14 protein-coding genes are annotated in these 14938 nt (G+C 66.7%); 11 read left to right on the top strand and 3 right to left on the bottom strand.

Annotation, left to right across the window (positions count from 1 at the left end):
• Window positions 1-155: 155 nt before the first annotated feature.
• The 3 genes from ACQR0U_RS14745 to ACQR0U_RS14735 are packed head-to-tail and all read left to right on the top strand — an operon-like array spanning window position 156 to window position 3295.
• A complete protein-coding gene (locus ACQR0U_RS14745; RefSeq protein ID WP_315749678.1) occupies window positions 156-1544 on the top strand; it encodes a class II 3-deoxy-7-phosphoheptulonate synthase in 1389 nt (462 codons plus the stop codon).
• Window positions 1544-1897 carry a diacylglycerol kinase gene (locus ACQR0U_RS14740; RefSeq protein WP_315749679.1) on the top strand — a complete coding sequence of 118 codons (354 nt, stop codon included), beginning with the start codon at window positions 1544-1546 and terminating at the stop codon, window positions 1895-1897. The genes ACQR0U_RS14745 and ACQR0U_RS14740 overlap by 1 nt, the downstream gene beginning before the upstream one ends.
• Before the next feature lie 12 nt (window positions 1898-1909).
• Window positions 1910-3295, top strand: a complete 1386-nt coding sequence (locus ACQR0U_RS14735) for a nitrilase-related carbon-nitrogen hydrolase (protein WP_315749680.1) — start codon at window positions 1910-1912, stop codon at window positions 3293-3295.
• Between the two features lie 22 nt (window positions 3296-3317).
• Here the strand turns inward: ACQR0U_RS14735 and ACQR0U_RS14730 are convergent, their stop codons facing one another.
• Window positions 3318-4472, bottom strand: coding sequence for a DUF2865 domain-containing protein (locus ACQR0U_RS14730; RefSeq protein ID WP_315749681.1), 1155 nt, complete (start codon window positions 4470-4472; stop codon window positions 3318-3320).
• A gap of 153 nt (window positions 4473-4625) precedes the next feature.
• Complete coding sequence (locus tag ACQR0U_RS14725; protein WP_315714511.1) at window positions 4626-4934, bottom strand: hypothetical protein; 309 nt, start codon at window positions 4932-4934, stop codon at window positions 4626-4628.
• A 389-nt stretch (window positions 4935-5323) separates the two neighbouring features.
• Here ACQR0U_RS14725 and cysS point away from each other — a divergent pair, with 389 nt between their 5' ends.
• The 4 genes from cysS (at window position 5324) to ACQR0U_RS14705 (ending at window position 9453) form a co-directional block, all read left to right on the top strand.
• Entirely contained in the window at window positions 5324-6733 is a 1410-nt protein-coding gene (gene cysS, locus ACQR0U_RS14720; RefSeq protein ID WP_434843431.1) for a cysteine--tRNA ligase, read from the top strand.
• A 113-nt stretch (window positions 6734-6846) separates the two neighbouring features.
• Window positions 6847-7350 (top strand): GNAT family N-acetyltransferase, encoded by a 504-nt coding sequence (locus ACQR0U_RS14715; RefSeq protein WP_315714508.1) that lies wholly within the window; start codon window positions 6847-6849, stop codon window positions 7348-7350.
• Entirely contained in the window at window positions 7347-8960 is a 1614-nt protein-coding gene (cimA, locus tag ACQR0U_RS14710; protein ID WP_315749684.1) for a citramalate synthase, read from the top strand. Before ACQR0U_RS14715 ends, cimA begins: the two co-directional genes overlap by 4 nt.
• Window positions 8961-9075: 115 nt before the next feature.
• On the top strand, window positions 9076-9453 hold the full coding sequence (locus ACQR0U_RS14705) for a VOC family protein (protein ID WP_315749685.1): 378 nt from the start codon (window positions 9076-9078) through the stop codon (window positions 9451-9453).
• Between the two features lie 4 nt (window positions 9454-9457).
• On the opposite strand, the gene ACQR0U_RS14700 is transcribed toward ACQR0U_RS14705, so the two are convergent.
• Window positions 9458-10060, bottom strand: a complete 603-nt coding sequence (locus ACQR0U_RS14700) for a TIGR00730 family Rossman fold protein (RefSeq protein ID WP_315749687.1) — start codon at window positions 10058-10060, stop codon at window positions 9458-9460.
• Window positions 10061-10304: 244 nt separating this feature from the next.
• Here ACQR0U_RS14700 and ACQR0U_RS14695 point away from each other — a divergent pair, with 244 nt between their 5' ends.
• The 4 genes from ACQR0U_RS14695 to ACQR0U_RS14680 all read left to right on the top strand — a co-directional run bounded on the left by ACQR0U_RS14695 (window position 10305) and on the right by ACQR0U_RS14680 (window position 14910).
• A complete protein-coding gene (locus ACQR0U_RS14695; RefSeq protein ID WP_315749689.1) occupies window positions 10305-12275 on the top strand; it encodes an ABCB family ABC transporter ATP-binding protein/permease in 1971 nt (656 codons plus the stop codon).
• Window positions 12276-12368: 93 nt separating this feature from the next.
• The gene (locus tag ACQR0U_RS14690) at window positions 12369-13103 is read left to right on the top strand and encodes a phosphatidylserine decarboxylase (protein WP_315714965.1); all 735 of its coding nucleotides are present in this window, start codon (window positions 12369-12371) and stop codon (window positions 13101-13103) included.
• A gap of 87 nt (window positions 13104-13190) precedes the next feature.
• Window positions 13191-14081 carry a CDP-alcohol phosphatidyltransferase family protein gene (locus tag ACQR0U_RS14685; RefSeq protein ID WP_315714503.1) on the top strand — a complete coding sequence of 297 codons (891 nt, stop codon included), beginning with the start codon at window positions 13191-13193 and terminating at the stop codon, window positions 14079-14081.
• Window positions 14082-14190: 109 nt separating this feature from the next.
• A complete protein-coding gene (locus ACQR0U_RS14680) occupies window positions 14191-14910 on the top strand; it encodes an RraA family protein (protein ID WP_315749691.1) in 720 nt (239 codons plus the stop codon).
• Window positions 14911-14938 lie beyond the last annotated feature (28 nt).

The raw sequence follows: 14938 nt of genomic DNA, 5'->3' as shown, positions 1-14938 counted from the left end.
TGCCCTTCCGCAGCAAAGTCAAATTCGGGTGGCGGTGCAAGCCCTTGTGTCCGCGCCCTAAATTCCAAGTGGCGGCACGGGAGCAGGCTGTGTATAAGGCGCGCGCCGCCGCGCGGGGAATTTGGCGTGCAGTTGCCGAGAGGGAGTAGAGAGCCATGACCGAGCGCTGGAGCCCGGAGAGCTGGCGGTCCAAGCCGGTGCAGCAGGTGCCTGACTATCCCGACCAGAAGGCGCTCGCCGAGGTCGAGGCGCAGCTTGCGACCTTCCCGCCGCTGGTGTTCGCCGGCGAGGCGCGCAACCTGAAGAAGGCGCTGGCGCGGGTGGCGGCGGGCGAGGCATTCCTGTTGCAGGGCGGCGACTGCGCCGAGAGCTTCGCCGAGCACGGCGCCAACAACATCCGCGACTTCTTCCGCGTGCTGCTGCAGATGGCCGTGGTCATGACCTATGCCGGCGCGGTGCCGGTGGTGAAGGTCGGCCGCATCGCCGGCCAGTTCGCCAAGCCACGCTCGTCGCCGACGGAGAAGATCAATGGCGTCGAGCTGCCGAGCTATCGCGGCGACATCGTCAACGACACCGCCTTCACGCCCGAGGCGCGCATCCCCGATCCGCAGCGCCAGCTCGACGCCTACCGGCAGTCGGCGGCGACCTTGAACCTGCTGCGCGCGTTCGCCACCGGCGGCTTCGCCAATCTCGGCAGCGTGCATCAGTGGATGCTCGGCTTCGTCAAGGATTCCCCGCAGTCGCGGCGCTACAAGGAGCTGGCCGACCGCATCTCGGACGCGCTCAACTTCATGCGCGCCTGCGGCCTCGACCTCGAGAGCCATCCGGAGCTGCGCGCCACCGACTTCTACACCAGCCACGAGGCGCTGCTGCTCGGCTATGAGCAGGCCTTCACCCGGGTCGATTCCACCACCGGCGACTGGTACGCGACCTCGGGCCATTTCATCTGGATCGGCGACCGCACCCGCCAGCTCGACCACGGCCATGTCGAATATTTCCGCGGCATCAAGAACCCGATCGGCCTGAAATGCGGCCCGTCGCTGAAGCCGGACGAGCTGCTGAAGCTGATCGACATCCTCAATCCCGACAACGAGCCGGGCCGGCTGACCCTGATCAACCGCTTCGGCGCCGACAAGGTCGGCGATCATCTGCCGGGACTGATCCGCGCGGTGCAGCGGGAAGGGCGCAAGGTGGTGTGGTCGTGCGATCCGATGCACGGCAACACCATCACCTCGACCTCGGGCTACAAGACACGGCCGTTCGATCGCATCGTATCCGAGGTGCGGGCGTTCTTCGCGGTGCATGCCGCGGAGGGCACCCATGCCGGCGGCATCCATCTCGAGATGACCGGCAAGGACGTCACCGAATGCATCGGCGGCGCGCGCGCGATCACCGACGAGGATCTCAACGACCGCTATCACACGGTGTGCGATCCCCGGCTGAACGCCGAGCAGTCGATCGACATGGCGTTCCTGATCGCCGAGCTGCTGAAGCAGCAGCGCGGCGGCAAGACCGCACCGATGCCGGCCGTCGCGGGCTTCTGATGCTGCGTTTGTGGCGCGCGACGGTCAACTCGCGCAACGGCCTGGCCTTCGCGCTCCGCTCCGAGCAGGCGGTGCGCGAGGAGGTGGTCGCGTTCCTGCTGGCGCTGCCGCTGGCCTATGTCGTCGGCGCGACGCCGATGCGCAGCGTCGAGCTGGTCTGCGCGGTGGTGCTGGTGCTGGTCGTCGAGCTGCTCAACACCGCGATCGAGAAGCTCGCCGACCGCCTCACCACCGAGCACGATCTGCAGATCGGCCGGGTCAAGGATCTCGGCTCGGCTGCCGTCGGCGTCGCGCTGCTGATGTCGGGCTGCTTCTGGCTGTTCGCGATCGCCGAGCGGCTCGGGCTGCTTTGAATGAGTTGAGCGATGGCCGCCGACATCTTCAGGATCACGCTGGCCCAGCTCAACCCGACGGTCGGCGACATCGCGGGAAATGCCGCGAAGGCGCGCGAGGCGCGGGCGAGGGCGGCGGCCGACGGCGCCGATCTCGTGGTGCTGCCGGAGCTGTTCCTGGCGGGGCATCCATGCCAGGACCTGGTGCTGAAGCCGGCATTTCAGGCCGCGTGCCGGGCCGCGATCGAGGCTCTCGCGCGCGAGACCGCCGATGGCGGGCCGGCGGTGCTGATCGGCACGCCCTGGATCGACGACGGCAAGCTCTACAATGCCTGCGTGCTGCTCGACACCGGCCGCATCGCCGCGACGCGCTTCAAGGCCAACCTGGCCGATGGTGATCAGAAGCGCGTGTTCATGCGCGGCCCGGCGGCCGGCCCGCTCAGCGTGCGGGGCGTCCGCATCGGCGTCGCGATCGGCGAAGACATCTCGCCCGAAGAATCCTCGAACGACGAAAACGTCATCGAGACGCTGGCGGAAACCGGGGCCGAACTCATCGTCGTGCCGAGCCGCTCATGCTACCTGCGCAGCGGCGGCGACCGGCGCCTGTCGGCCGCGGTCGCCCGCGTCACCGAAAGCGATCTGCCGCTCGTCTGGCTCAACCAGGTCGGCGGTCAGGACGGCAAGGTGTTCGACGGCGCATCGTTCGCGCTGAACGCCGATCTCTCGGTGGCCGCGCAGCTTCCGGGCTTCGCCGCTGAGGTCACGACCTTGGCATGGAGCAGGGGAGACGGCTGGCAGTGTCGGGGACCGGTCACCACGCCGAGCGAGGGCGACGAGGCGGACTACGCGGCCCGCGTGCTCGGCCTGCGCGACCACGTCGAGAAGCATGGCTTCACCGGGATCGTGCTGGCTCTGACCGGAGGCATCGAATCCGCGCTGTCATTGGCGATGGCCGTCGATGCGCTCGGAGCTGCGAGGGTGCGCGGTGTGGTGCTGTCCGGGCCGGACATGCCGCAGGAATCGCCGGCTATTGCAGTCGCGGCGCGGTTCGGCGTCACCGCCGAGACGTTGCCGATCGCACCGGCAGTGGCGGGCTTCGAAACGGTTCTCCCCGGGCCGCTGGCGGGCGACGCCCGTCACGCTCTCCGGGCGCGCGTGCGCGGCTCGCTGCTGCTGGCCTTGGCGAGCCTCTCCGGTGCGCTCGCGGTCGTGCCTCGCAAGACGTCAGACCGGCATGGCTGCGAGATCGGTGACGCGACTGGCGGTGCCACTCTCGTCGACGGCGTGTCCCAGGCCGAGATCGTTCGTCTCGCAGCGCTGCGCAATCGTTGGAAGCCTGCGAACGCGCTGGGACCGTCGGGCGAATTCATGTCGCCCGATCTCGCTGGCCGCGCGTCCTCAGATGCGTTCGAAGGATGACCCGATGGCCCGGCGATCTCGCTCAACGCGCCGGAATGAAGGTCGGTCCGACCGTGCGGATCTGTTTGTCGCCACCGGCGCCCGTCGTGGCGTCCGCGGTCGCGGGCGCTGCCGCATCGGCCGGCGCGGCGCCTTTGCGGGCGGCGTTCGCCGGCGGCTTGCCGGTCTGGCGCTGCTGCATCCGCTTGGCGCTCTCCTCGGTAACGATGATGTCGCCCTGCTCGGCGGCTGTGGCCCGGTCGTCGATCGATTTCAGCGCGTCGGCCCAGGTCTGGCCGGGCGCCTTGCAGGAACAGCTCGGGTTGAACTCGGTGCGATACTTGAAGGCGTTCGGCAGCGCGGTGTAGGGCTGGCCGTTGACCGAGACCGCCTGGTTCATGTCCTCGCCGGGATTGCGATAGGTGAACAGCGTCGCGTCGGCGGCGGGGCATTGCGCCTTGCAGGCGCGCTCGTCGTCGGCGAAGCGGCCGGGAACGGTGGCAAACGAGATCGGGAAATAGGCGCCGTCGCAGCTACGCACGCACACCGTCCGGTAGGTGCCCTGCGGCGCCGCGAGATCGGCGCTCGGCGGCGGCAGCGAAGCGGCGGGATTGCTGTCGGCACCGCCGCCGAACAGGCTGGTCAGGAAGTTGCCGCCGCCGCCGCGATTGGCGTTAGCGTATTGCTGATATTGCGGGCCGCAATTGTTCTGGCCGAGGGCTGCCAGCACCGAGCGGCGCTGGTTGTCGCGCTCGCCGCCGAACCCGCCGCCGCGCAGCCGCTCCAGGCTGCTCATGATCTGGTCCAGGTTGGACCGCATCTGCTGGATCTGGTTGTTCACCGGGGCGCATTCGGCCGAGCGGCCGTTGAAGATCGAGAAGAAACCCGGGCTGTCGCAGCCCATGCGCTTGGCCTGCATGCTGACGCGGTCGAGCTCGCCTTGCTGCTTGGCGGCAGCATCCTGATAGCGCCGGATCTGGTCCTCACGCGCGGGGTCGCCGCCACCGCGATCGATCGAGGCGAGCTGCGCCTCCAGGCGCGGACAGATCGGATTGACGCCGGCCTGCGGTCCGGGCGGGCCCGGCGGCATCTGCGCATAGGAATCGGAGCTGGATTGCGCGAGGGCGAGCGAGCCGGTCAGGGTCAGTCCGAGCAGCGCAGACACGGCCAGCAGGCGCGGAGACAGGGATGCGATCAAGATGCGGTATTCCGGTCCATGGGTGCAGCCGCGGGACTAGCACAGAATTCGGAAAAATCGCGGCAGCGGCGGGCATCCCATAGCCGCTTTGTCGGGCATCGTCACGTCGTTTCCAGGGCGCCGGGGTGGCGGGAACCGCCGTTCCCGGCCGTCTCAGCGCTGGCAGGTGATCGCGACAAAGTCGCTGCAGCCGCCACGGGCGCAGTTTGCGCCGGCTTTCGGCACCGATCCGGTGATTTCATCGGGGTCGACGCGGCGATAGGAGGAGGCCTGTGCAAAATCCCGTGATTGGCAGTACGACCGCGCGGCCGAGGCGCCGCATCGGTCGCCCTTGGCGAGGCACTGGTCGACGCCGTAGCCGTCGGCTTCGTTGGCGATGATGAAGATGCGACTCTCCGCCGTGGCGGTGGTCGCGGCGGCGAGGAGAACACAGCAGGCGAGCAGCGCCGGGGAGATTCGCATGGTGCACCGGTGGGTGTAGGAGACAACTCATGGTTAGGCCCAAAAGCTTAAAAATGATTAACCATGAGGCGGGGCGCGAGCATTTGGGCAGTGAAAACGGCCGTTTTGCGGCTCTTGACGGAGACAGTCTGCTGCAGCATGGTGAGTTTCATGAACGGTTTCCTCGCCATCTGCTGCATTTGCCGCGAGATTACGCGCTAGCGATTCGCTGGCTGAGGCCGTCTTTTCTCAACAGAGATGATCAGGACGCCCGGCCGGCAGGTCGGAAGTGTGATTCGTGCCGTGGCGGCCCGCTCGCGGGCGGTCGTGCGGCGTAGGACACCCGTTTCGCTTCGTCATGGACTGTCGGTCCGGCGGGGCGGTGAGCACAGGGCATTCGGGGACGGACCATGGACTTGCGTTTGTACGACACCGCGTCGCGGGAGAAGCGCCCCTTCGTGCCGCTCGATCCCAACAATGTCCGCATGTATGTCTGCGGACCGACGGTCTACGACTTCGCCCATATCGGCAATGCGCGGCCCGTGATCGTCTTCGACGTGCTGTTCCGGCTGCTGCGGCATCTCTATGGCAAGGATCACGTCACTTATGTCCGCAACATCACGGACGTCGACGACAAGATCAACGCCCGCGCCGCGCGCGACTTTCCCGGGCTGCCGCTGAACGAGGCGATCCGGAAGGTGACGGAGCTGACGGCCAATCAGTTCCGCAGCGACGCGGCTGCGCTCGGCAGCCTGCCGCCGACCTTCGAGCCACGCGCCACCGAGTTCGTGCTGCCGCGCCCTGATGGCAAGGCGGATATGGTGAGCCTGATCAAGCAACTGATCGCGCGTGGCCACGCCTATGAGGCGGGCGGCGAGGTGTTGTTCGACACCCGGTCGATGCCGGACTACGGCGCGCTGTCGGGCCGCAGGCTCGACGAGCAACTCGCCGGCGCGCGCGTGGCCGTCGATGCGCACAAGAAGAATCCTGCCGACTTCGTGCTGTGGAAGCAGTCGTCGGAGGACGAGCCGGGCTGGGACAGCCCGTGGGGCCGCGGCCGGCCGGGCTGGCACATCGAGTGCTCGGCGATGAGCGCGGCCTATCTCGGCGAGGTCTTCGACATCCATGGCGGCGGACTCGATCTGATCTTCCCGCATCATGAGAACGAGATCGCGCAGTCGCGCTGCGCGCACGGCACGTCGGTGATGGCGAACTACTGGCTGCACAATGAGTTCGTCCAGGTTGAGGGCGCGAAGATGTCGAAGAGCCTCGGCAATTTCGTCACCATCCACGACCTGCTGGCGGACTGGCCTGGCGAGGTGCTGCGCCTCAACATGCTCAAGATGCATTATCGCTCGCCGGCCGATTGGACCGTCAAGGGCCTGGAGGAGAGCGCGAAGACGCTCGACGACTGGTATCGCGTCGTGGCCGATGCGCCGGGTGAGCAGCCGGGGCCCGAGATCATCGCCGCCCTCGTCGACGACCTCAACACGCCGCTGATGATCGCAGAGCTGCACGCGTTGCGGAGCCGTGCGGCGTCCGGCGGCGAGACGGACCGCGCGGCCTTTGCCGGCTCGCTCCGCTTTGCGGGCTTCCTGTCGGACACCGTCGCGCAATGGGAAGCGCGAAAGCAGCAGGCCAAAGGCGTCGACGCCGCCAAGGTCGAAAGCCTGATCGCCGAACGTACCGCGGCCCGGGCGCGCAAGGACTTCAAGGAGTCCGATCGCCTCCGCGACGCACTCGCCGCGATGGGTATCGTATTGAAGGACGGCAAGGGCGCCGACGGCAAGCCGGTCACGACCTGGGAGATTGCGCGATGAGCAAGCCCGACACCCCGTTTCCGCGGCACTGGCTGTACTACATCCTGCTCAAGCTGGTGCTGATCGCGGGCGCAGTGGCGCTGGTCACGAAACTCTATGGCATGTGGTGACGCATGGGACAGGCTCTCCCGAGGCCCGCGCTGCGGCCGTTTCTTCCCGCTGATGCGCCGGTGCTGGCCGCGATCTTCGTCGCCAGCATCCAGCAATTGACCGGTGATGACTACAGCGAGGAGCAGCAGGAGGCCTGGGCGTCCGCTGCTGAGGATGAGACGGGTTTTGGCAAGAGGCTGGCATCCGAGCTCACCTTGATTGCGACCCTGCAGGGCTCGCCGGTCGGCTTCGCCGCGCTGAAGGGCAACGATCACATCGACATGCTCTATGTCCATCCGAACGCGGCGGGGCAGGGCGTCGGGGCCCTGCTATGCGACGCGCTGGAAAAGCTGGCGGGCGCGCGCGGCACGACCGGTCTGTCGGTCGACGCCAGCGACACGGCGGTCGAATTCTTCCGCAAGCGCGGCTACGTCGCGCAGCAGCGCAATAGCGTCTCCATCAATGGCGAGTGGCTCGCCAACACGACGATGAAGAAGACGCTCGGCTCCGGGGGAGCGCAGGCATGAGCAGGGCAGGCACAAGCAGGGAACGACTTTATCTGTTCGACACCACCCTGCGCGATGGCGCGCAGACCAACGGTGTCGATTTCACGCTGGCCGACAAGCAGGCGATCGCGCGCATGCTCGACGATCTCGGCATCGACTATGTCGAGGGCGGCTATCCCGGCGCCAACCCGCTCGACACCGAGTTCTTCGCCGCCAAGCCGAAGCTCGGCCACGCCCGCTTCACCGCCTTCGGGATGACGCGCCGGGCGGGACGCTCGGTGTCCAACGATCCGGGCGTGGCGGCGCTGCTGGAGGCCAAGGCGGACGCGATCTGCTTCGTCGCGAAGTCATCCGCCTACCAGGTGCGCGTCGCGCTGGAGACCACCAACGAGGAGAATCTCGCCTCGATCCGCGACAGCGTGACGGCCGCGAAGGCTGCGGGGCGCGAGGTGATGCTCGACTGCGAGCATTTCTTCGACGGCTACAAGGAGAATGCGGAGTTCGCGCTGGCCTGCACCCGCGCGGCCTATGAGGCCGGCGCGCGCTGGGTCGTGCTGTGCGACACCAATGGCGGCACCATGCCGCACGAGATCGAGCTGATCGTCGGCGAGGTCGCCAAGCACGTGCCGGGCGATCACCTCGGCATCCACGCCCATAACGACACCGAGCAGGCGGTGGCGAACTCGCTTGCCGCGGTCCGCGCTGGCGTGCGGCAGATCCAGGGCACCTTGAACGGACTCGGTGAGCGCTGCGGCAATGCCAATCTGTGCTCACTGATCCCGACCTTGAAGCTGAAGACGGAGTTCTCGGATCGGTTCGAGATCGCCGTATCGGACCGGCAGCTCGCCGGCCTGATGAAGGTCTCGCGCACGCTCGACGACATGCTGAACCGTGCGCCGAACCGGCACGCGCCTTATGTCGGCGAGAGCGCCTTCGTCACCAAGACCGGTATTCATGCGTCGGCCGTGCTGAAGGATCCGCAGACCTATGAGCACGTCCTGCCCGAGCGCGTCGGCAATCATCGCAAGGTGCTGGTCTCCGACCAGGCCGGACGATCCAACGTCATCGCGGCGCTGGAGCGCGGCGGCATTCCCTTCAGCAAGAGCGATCCGAAGTTGACGCGCCTCGTCGAGGAGCTGAAGGAGCGCGAGGCCGCGGGCTACGCCTACGAGTCCGCCGACGCCTCGTTCGAGCTGCTGGCGCGGCGTACGCTGGGCTCGGTGCCGGAGTATTTCCGGGTCGAGCAGTTCGACGTCAATGTCGAGCAGCGCTACAACGCGCTCGGTGAACGCGTCACGGTGGCGCTGGCCGTGGTCAAGGTGGACGTCGCTGGCGAGCGGCTGATCTCGGCGGCGGAAGGCAACGGCCCGGTCAATGCGCTCGACGTCGCCTTGCGCAAGGACCTCGGCAAGTACCAGGGCTTCATCGACGGCCTCAAGCTGATCGACTACCGCGTCCGTATCCTCAATGGCGGCACCGAGGCGGTCACGCGCGTGCTGATCGAGAGCGAGGACGAAAAGGGAGAGCGCTGGACCACGGTCGGCGTCTCGCCGAACATCATCGACGCCTCGTTCCAGGCGCTGATGGATTCGGTATTCTACAAGCTGGTGAAGTCCGGCGCGAAGGGGTGAGATGATGCATCCGTCGTTGCGAGCGAAGCGAAGCAATCCAGGCCTGAATGCGCGATTCTGGATTGCTTCGTCGCTTCGCTCTTCGCAATGACCTGGAGAGGCCAGGAGCAAACGCATGATCGACCACGTCTCCGTCGGTGTCAGCGATCTCGTCCGCAGCGCGCGGTTCTATGAGCGTGCGCTGGCGCCGCTCGGGCTGACGCGGCTGATCGAGCGTCCCACGACCATCGGCTTCGGCAAGGCCTATCCGGAATTCTGGATCAATCTACGCCCCGCCATGGCGCGCGTGCCGGCCGACACCGGCTCTCATGTGTGCCTGCGAGCCAGGAGCACGGCGGAGGTCGATGCGCTTCACGCGGCGGCGTTGGAGGCGGGCGGAGTTTCCGACGGTGCGCCAGGACTGCGGCCGCATGATCGCGTGCGCTATTATGCGGCCTTTGTGCTTGATCCCGATGGCAACCGGATCGAGGCGGTCACATTCCCGAGCGAGTAGGGGCTCAGAGCCGTTTGGCGATCTCAGGCGCCATCTCGGTCTCTTCCTTGGCGACGCGGGCGGCGGCCTCGCGCAGGCGCGGCAGGATGTCCTCGACGCGTTCGGCCCTGAGCAGCTCGATCTGGAAGCCGGGGCGGATGAACTCGGTCTCGCGCATGTGCGCGAGCAGCCCGAACAGCGGTTCCCAGAAGCCGTCGATATTGGCCATCAGCACCGGCTTGGCGTGGCGTCCGAGCTGCTTCCAGGTCAGCTGCTCGACGAGCTCCTCGAGCGTGCCGATGCCGCCGGGCAGCGCCACGAACGCGTCGGAGTGCTCGAACATCAGCCGTTTGCGCTCGTGCATGTCGGGCGTGATGATGAGATCCTTGAGCGGCATCATGACTTCCTTCTTCACCAGGAAGTCCGGAATGATTCCGGTGACGTCGCCGCCATGGTCGAGCACGGCCTTGGCAACCGCGCCCATCATGCCGATGGAGCCGCCGCCATAGACGAGCCTGACGCCGTTCTCGGCAAGCGCCTTGCCGAGTGCTTTCGCCGATTCGATGAAGCTGGGATTCGTCCCCGGGCCGGAGCCGCAATAGACGCAAACGGTGCGGATTTCAGTCATTGGATCGGTGTGACACTGCAGTTGAAAGGCGTCAAGACGAGGGCGGAGGACGTGGATTCGCGGGCTTTCACGGATTGATGCAGGCTGAATGGGTCCATTTGTCCGAAAACAAGTATGCAAATACTGCGCCGCGGCAACGGATTCCGTCGACGTACCGGTGCATCCGGTGCCCGGACACTCTATATGACGCAGGCAACGCCCGGCATCACAACATGCCAAAACACTCGCTGCTCCAGAACGTTTGATGCCGCCCGATTCCTCCTCCGAACCAGCCGCCAACCAGCCTTCGTCCCTCGAGCAGGGAACGCTGGCCGGCACGCTGCGCCACTTGTGGCCCTTCATCTGGCCGAGCGATCGCGCCGACCTGAAGATGCGCGTGCTATGGTCGGTGGTGCTGCTGATCGCGGCCAAGGTCGCGACGCTGGTCCTGCCCTTCACCTTCAAATGGGCGATCGACGCGTTGACCGGCGCCAACACCGCGCCGATCGCGCCCGATAACTGGGCGTTCTGGCTGGTGGCCTCGCCGATCGTCATGACGGCAAGCTACGGCGGGATTCGGGTGCTGATGGCGGTGCTGACGCAGTGGCGCGACGGTATTTTTGCCCGCGTCGCCATGCATGCCGTGCGCAAGCTCGCGACCATCACCTTCGTCCACATGCATGAATTATCGCTGCGCTTTCACCTCGAGCGCAAGACCGGCGGCCTGACCCGCGTGCTCGAGCGCGGCCGCAACGCGATCGAGACCATCGTGCGCATGGTGATCCTGCAGCTGATCCCGACCATCGTCGAGGTCTCGCTGCTGACGGCGGTGCTGCTGTGGCAGTTCGACTGGCGCTACGTTCTGGTCACGCTCACCATGGTCGCGGCCTATCTCTACTACACCTACATTGCGACCGAGTGGCGCATCGAGATCCGGCGCCGCATGAACGACTCGGATACGGATGCCAATACCAAGGCCATCGACTCGCTGCTCAACTACGAGACAGTGAAGTATTTCGGCGCCGAGGCGCGGGAGGCCGAGCGTTACGACCGTTCCATGGAGCGCTACGAGCGGGCCAGCGTGAAGACCTATACCTCGCTCGCGGTGCTCAACGCCGGGCAGGCCGTGATCTTCACGATCGGGCTGACGGTGGCCATGCTGATGTGCGCCCAGGGCGTGCGTCAGGGACGCAACACGGTCGGCGACTTCGTCATGATCAACAGCATGATGATCCAGCTCTACCAGCCGCTGAACTTCATGGGCATGGTCTATCGCGAGATCAAGCAGGCGATCATCGACATCGAGAAGATGTTCGGCGTGCTCACGCGCGATGCCGAGGTGAAGGACGCGGCCGGAGCGACGCCTTTGGTGGTCACCTCGGGCAATGTCCGCTTCGACGATGTCCGCTTCGCCTATGAGCCGGAGCGGCCGATCCTGCAGGGGCTGAGCTTCGAGGTGCCGGCGGGCAAGACGGTCGCGATCGTGGGGCCGTCCGGTGCTGGCAAGTCGACCATCTCGCGGCTGCTGTTTCGGCTCTACGACGTCTCCGGCGGACGCATCTTGATCGACGGCCAGGACATCCGCGACGTTACCCAGGTGTCGCTGCGCGCCCAGATCGGGATGGTCCCGCAGGATACCGTGCTGTTCAATGACACCATCCGCTACAACATCCGCTACGGACGCTGGGATGCGGACGACGCCGCCGTCGAGGAGGCAGCGAGGCTGGCCCAGATCGACGGTCTGATCCGGATGGCGCCGAAGGGCTACGAGACCCAGGTGGGCGAGCGCGGCCTCAAGCTCTCCGGTGGCGAGAAGCAGCGCGTTGCGATTGCCCGCACCATCCTGAAGGGGCCGCCCATCCTCGTGCTGGACGAGGCGACCTCGGCGCTGGACAGCCATACCGAACACGAGATCCAGGAGGCGCTCGATGGCGTGTCGCGCAATCGTACCTCGCTCGTGATCGCGCACCGGCTTTCGACCATCGTGGCGGCCGACGAGATCATCGTGCTCGACCGGGGGCGAATTGCCGAGCGCGGCACTCATGCCGAGCTGCTGGCCAAAGGCGGGCTGTATGCCGGCATGTGGAACCGGCAGCGCGAGGCCGAGGAGGCGCGCGAAAAACTGGCGCAGATCGGCGACGATGCGGGGGCGCCGAACCGCAATCCGCCGGATCGGAGCGAGCCGGACGCGGCCGGGCCCGATCGGACCGGACAGGTGGCGAGTGCCGCCGAATGATGCCGCGAACCGCCCTGATCTGAACTCAAGAATGCATTAAGGATTCATTTTGACCTTCGCCGGCCATCGACCTAGTCAAGGCGGCGGTCCGCTCTGAGGTCAGAGCGACAACACTCAACGAAGCAGGCCATGTCGATCAGCAATTCCATCCGCGCTCAGATCCCGCCGATCCACCCGGAAGGTTATCCTTTCATCGGGGGATTTGCCCTCGTCAGCCTGATCCTGTTCTGGATATTCACCCCGCTCGGCTGGATCGGCACGCTGCTCACCGTCTGGTGCGCGCTGTTCTTCCGCGACCCGATCCGGGTCACGCCGCAGCGGGAAGGGCTGGTGGTGGCGCCGGCCGACGGGCGCATCTCCATGATCACGCGCGCCCTGCCGCCGGCCGAGCTCGGCCTCGGCGACCGGCCGCTGCTGCGGGTCTCGATCTTCATGAGCGTGTTCAACGTGCATGTGAACCGCAGCCCGGTGGCCGGCCGGATCGAGAAGATCGCCTACCGTCCGGGCGCCTTCATCAATGCCGAGCTCGACAAGGCGAGCGAGGACAACGAGCGCAACTCGCTCGCGATCTCGACGCCGCATGGCCGCATCGGCGTGGTCCAGATCGCAGGCCTCGTGGCGCGCCGGATCGTGTCGTTCGTGCGCGAGGGGCAGACCATTGGGGCTGGCGAGCGCTTCGGCCTGATCCGCTTCGGCTCGCGGCTCGACGTCTATCTCCCCGACGGCACGGAGGTTCTGGTCTCGGAGGGGCAGACGGCCATTGCCGGCGAGACGATCCTGGCCGATTTCGACGTCCCCGTGCCCGGCCTGACGTTCCGGAGCCAGTGAACCGTCGCTGCCCGCTGGTGACCCATTAAGGGGACCTTGAGCTGTGTTCAGGCACAAGGTTCCGGCCAAACCACACGTGGTGTGATCATGAGCTTCGACGTGAACTCTCCCGAACTGCGCCGCCGCCGTTTCCGCCCGATCCCGGTGCGGCTGCTGGTGCCGAACATGATCACCCTGCTGGCGATCTGCGCCGGCCTGACCGCGATCCGGCTGTCGACCGAGGGACGGATGGAGCTCGCGGTCGGCGCCATCGTCTTTGCCGCCTTCCTGGACGGCATCGATGGCCGCATCGCCCGCATGATCAAGGGCCAGTCGAAGTTCGGCGCCGAGCTCGACAGCCTGGCCGATTTCGTCAATTTCGGCGTGGCGCCGGGCCTGATCCTGTATTTCTGGCAGCTCCATGAGCTGCGCGACGGCGGCTGGATCGCCGCCATGATGTACGCCATCAGCGGCGGCCTGCGGCTGGCGCGCTTCAATGCCAGCATCGACGATCCCAACAAGCCGCCCTTCGCCGCCAATTTCTTCACCGGCGTGCCGGCACCGCTCGGCGCCATCACCGTGCTGCTGCCCGTCTATCTGGCGTTCCTGGACCTGCCGAGGCCGCCGGCGCTGGTGACGGCGTTCTACACCCTGCTGATCGCCTTCCTGATGGTGTCGCGGCTGCCGGTGTTCTCCGGCAAGACCACGCGGATGCGTGTCTCGCCCGAACTCGTGCTGCCGGTGTTCGCCTCGGTGGTGTTCTTCGTGGCGCTGCTGGTGGTCTATCCCTGGCACATCCTGTCGGCCGGATCGATCCTCTACATCCTGAGCCTTCCGTTCGGCTGGCGGCTGTATCGGCACCAGGCGGCGCGGCACGCCGCGGTCCTTGGTGCCGCGGCTGCGGCGTCGCACGCCTCGTCTTCATCCACGACGGCTTTTGCGCCGACCGGCGCGCCAGCGGTGGAGCAGGGGCAGCGGCCGCCGGAACGGCTGCACTGAGCGCAGGGCCCAAGACCCGGCGCGCGCTTTGCCGGCTTGGGCGCCTCAGTTATACCGGATGGCCAAGGACGGCCGCGAATGCCGTCCGCATCATCCGGAGAAAACGCCCGTGACAAGCACTGCCGCCGCGCCCCTCGCTGCTTCCGTCCTCGAGGCGCTCGCGCGCTACGATACGCCGACCATCTGCAACGCGATGGAGATCGTGGCGCCCGAGCGGCGCCTGATCGGCTACACGACCAAGCCGCTGGTGTGTCCGTTCCCCGATCTGCCGCCCATGGTCGGCTACGCGCGGACGGCGACGATCCGGTCCGTCGTCAAATCGGGATTGCCGGCGGAGGAGCAGGCGAGGCGACGCACCGACTACTACGAATATGCCGGCACCGGTCATGGTCCCCGCATCGTCGTGATCCAGGATATCGACGGCCCCGACATCGGCTACGGCGCATTCTGGGGTGAGGTACAGAGCAACGTCCACAAGGCGCTCGGCTGCCTCGGCGTGATCACCGATGGATCGATCCGCGACATCCCGCAATGGGCTGCCGGCTTCCAGGCACTGGCGGGCTCGATCGGTCCGTCGCATGCGTGGGTGCATGCCGAGAGCTTCGGCGGCGAGGTCCGCGTCGCCGGGATGACCGTGCGCTCGGACGACCTGATCCACTCCGATCGCCATGGTGCGATCGTCATCCCCGCCGACATCGCGGCGAAGCTTCCCGAGGCGGCCGAGTTGTGCGCGCGCCGTGAAACGCCGATCCTGGAGATCGCGCGGTCTGCGGATTTCTCGCTCGAGAAGCTCAAGGCCGCCTTGAAGCGGTCGGCGGAGATTCATTGAGCGTCGCTTCGCTCCGGTCCCAATGGGC

Source organism: Bradyrhizobium sp. HKCCYLRH3097 (assembly GCF_051167875.1).
GTDB lineage: Bacteria > Pseudomonadota > Alphaproteobacteria > Rhizobiales > Xanthobacteraceae > Bradyrhizobium.
Note: the sequence above shows the minus strand (reverse complement) of the source record. Positions and strands in the feature narration are given on the sequence as shown.

Bases quoted from the DNA above. Each gene is read 5' to 3' on its own strand.
- cimA (WP_315749684.1), top strand. From the start codon at position 7,347: ATGAGCAGGGCAGGCACAAGCAGGGAACGACTTTATCTGTTCGACACC.
- ACQR0U_RS14695 (WP_315749689.1), top strand. From the start codon at position 10,305: ATGCCGCCCGATTCCTCCTCCGAACCAGCCGCCAACCAGCCTTCGTCC.
- ACQR0U_RS14705 (WP_315749685.1), top strand. From the start codon at position 9,076: ATGATCGACCACGTCTCCGTCGGTGTCAGCGATCTCGTCCGCAGCGCG.
- ACQR0U_RS14725 (WP_315714511.1), bottom strand. From the start codon at position 4,934: ATGCGAATCTCCCCGGCGCTGCTCGCCTGCTGTGTTCTCCTCGCCGCC.
- ACQR0U_RS14715 (WP_315714508.1), top strand. From the start codon at position 6,847: ATGGGACAGGCTCTCCCGAGGCCCGCGCTGCGGCCGTTTCTTCCCGCT.
- ACQR0U_RS14735 (WP_315749680.1), top strand. From the start codon at position 1,910: ATGGCCGCCGACATCTTCAGGATCACGCTGGCCCAGCTCAACCCGACG.
- ACQR0U_RS14745 (WP_315749678.1), top strand. From the start codon at position 156: ATGACCGAGCGCTGGAGCCCGGAGAGCTGGCGGTCCAAGCCGGTGCAG.
- cysS (WP_434843431.1), top strand. From the start codon at position 5,324: ATGGACTTGCGTTTGTACGACACCGCGTCGCGGGAGAAGCGCCCCTTC.
- ACQR0U_RS14740 (WP_315749679.1), top strand. From the start codon at position 1,544: ATGCTGCGTTTGTGGCGCGCGACGGTCAACTCGCGCAACGGCCTGGCC.
- ACQR0U_RS14685 (WP_315714503.1), top strand. From the start codon at position 13,191: ATGAGCTTCGACGTGAACTCTCCCGAACTGCGCCGCCGCCGTTTCCGC.
- ACQR0U_RS14700 (WP_315749687.1), bottom strand. From the start codon at position 10,060: ATGACTGAAATCCGCACCGTTTGCGTCTATTGCGGCTCCGGCCCGGGG.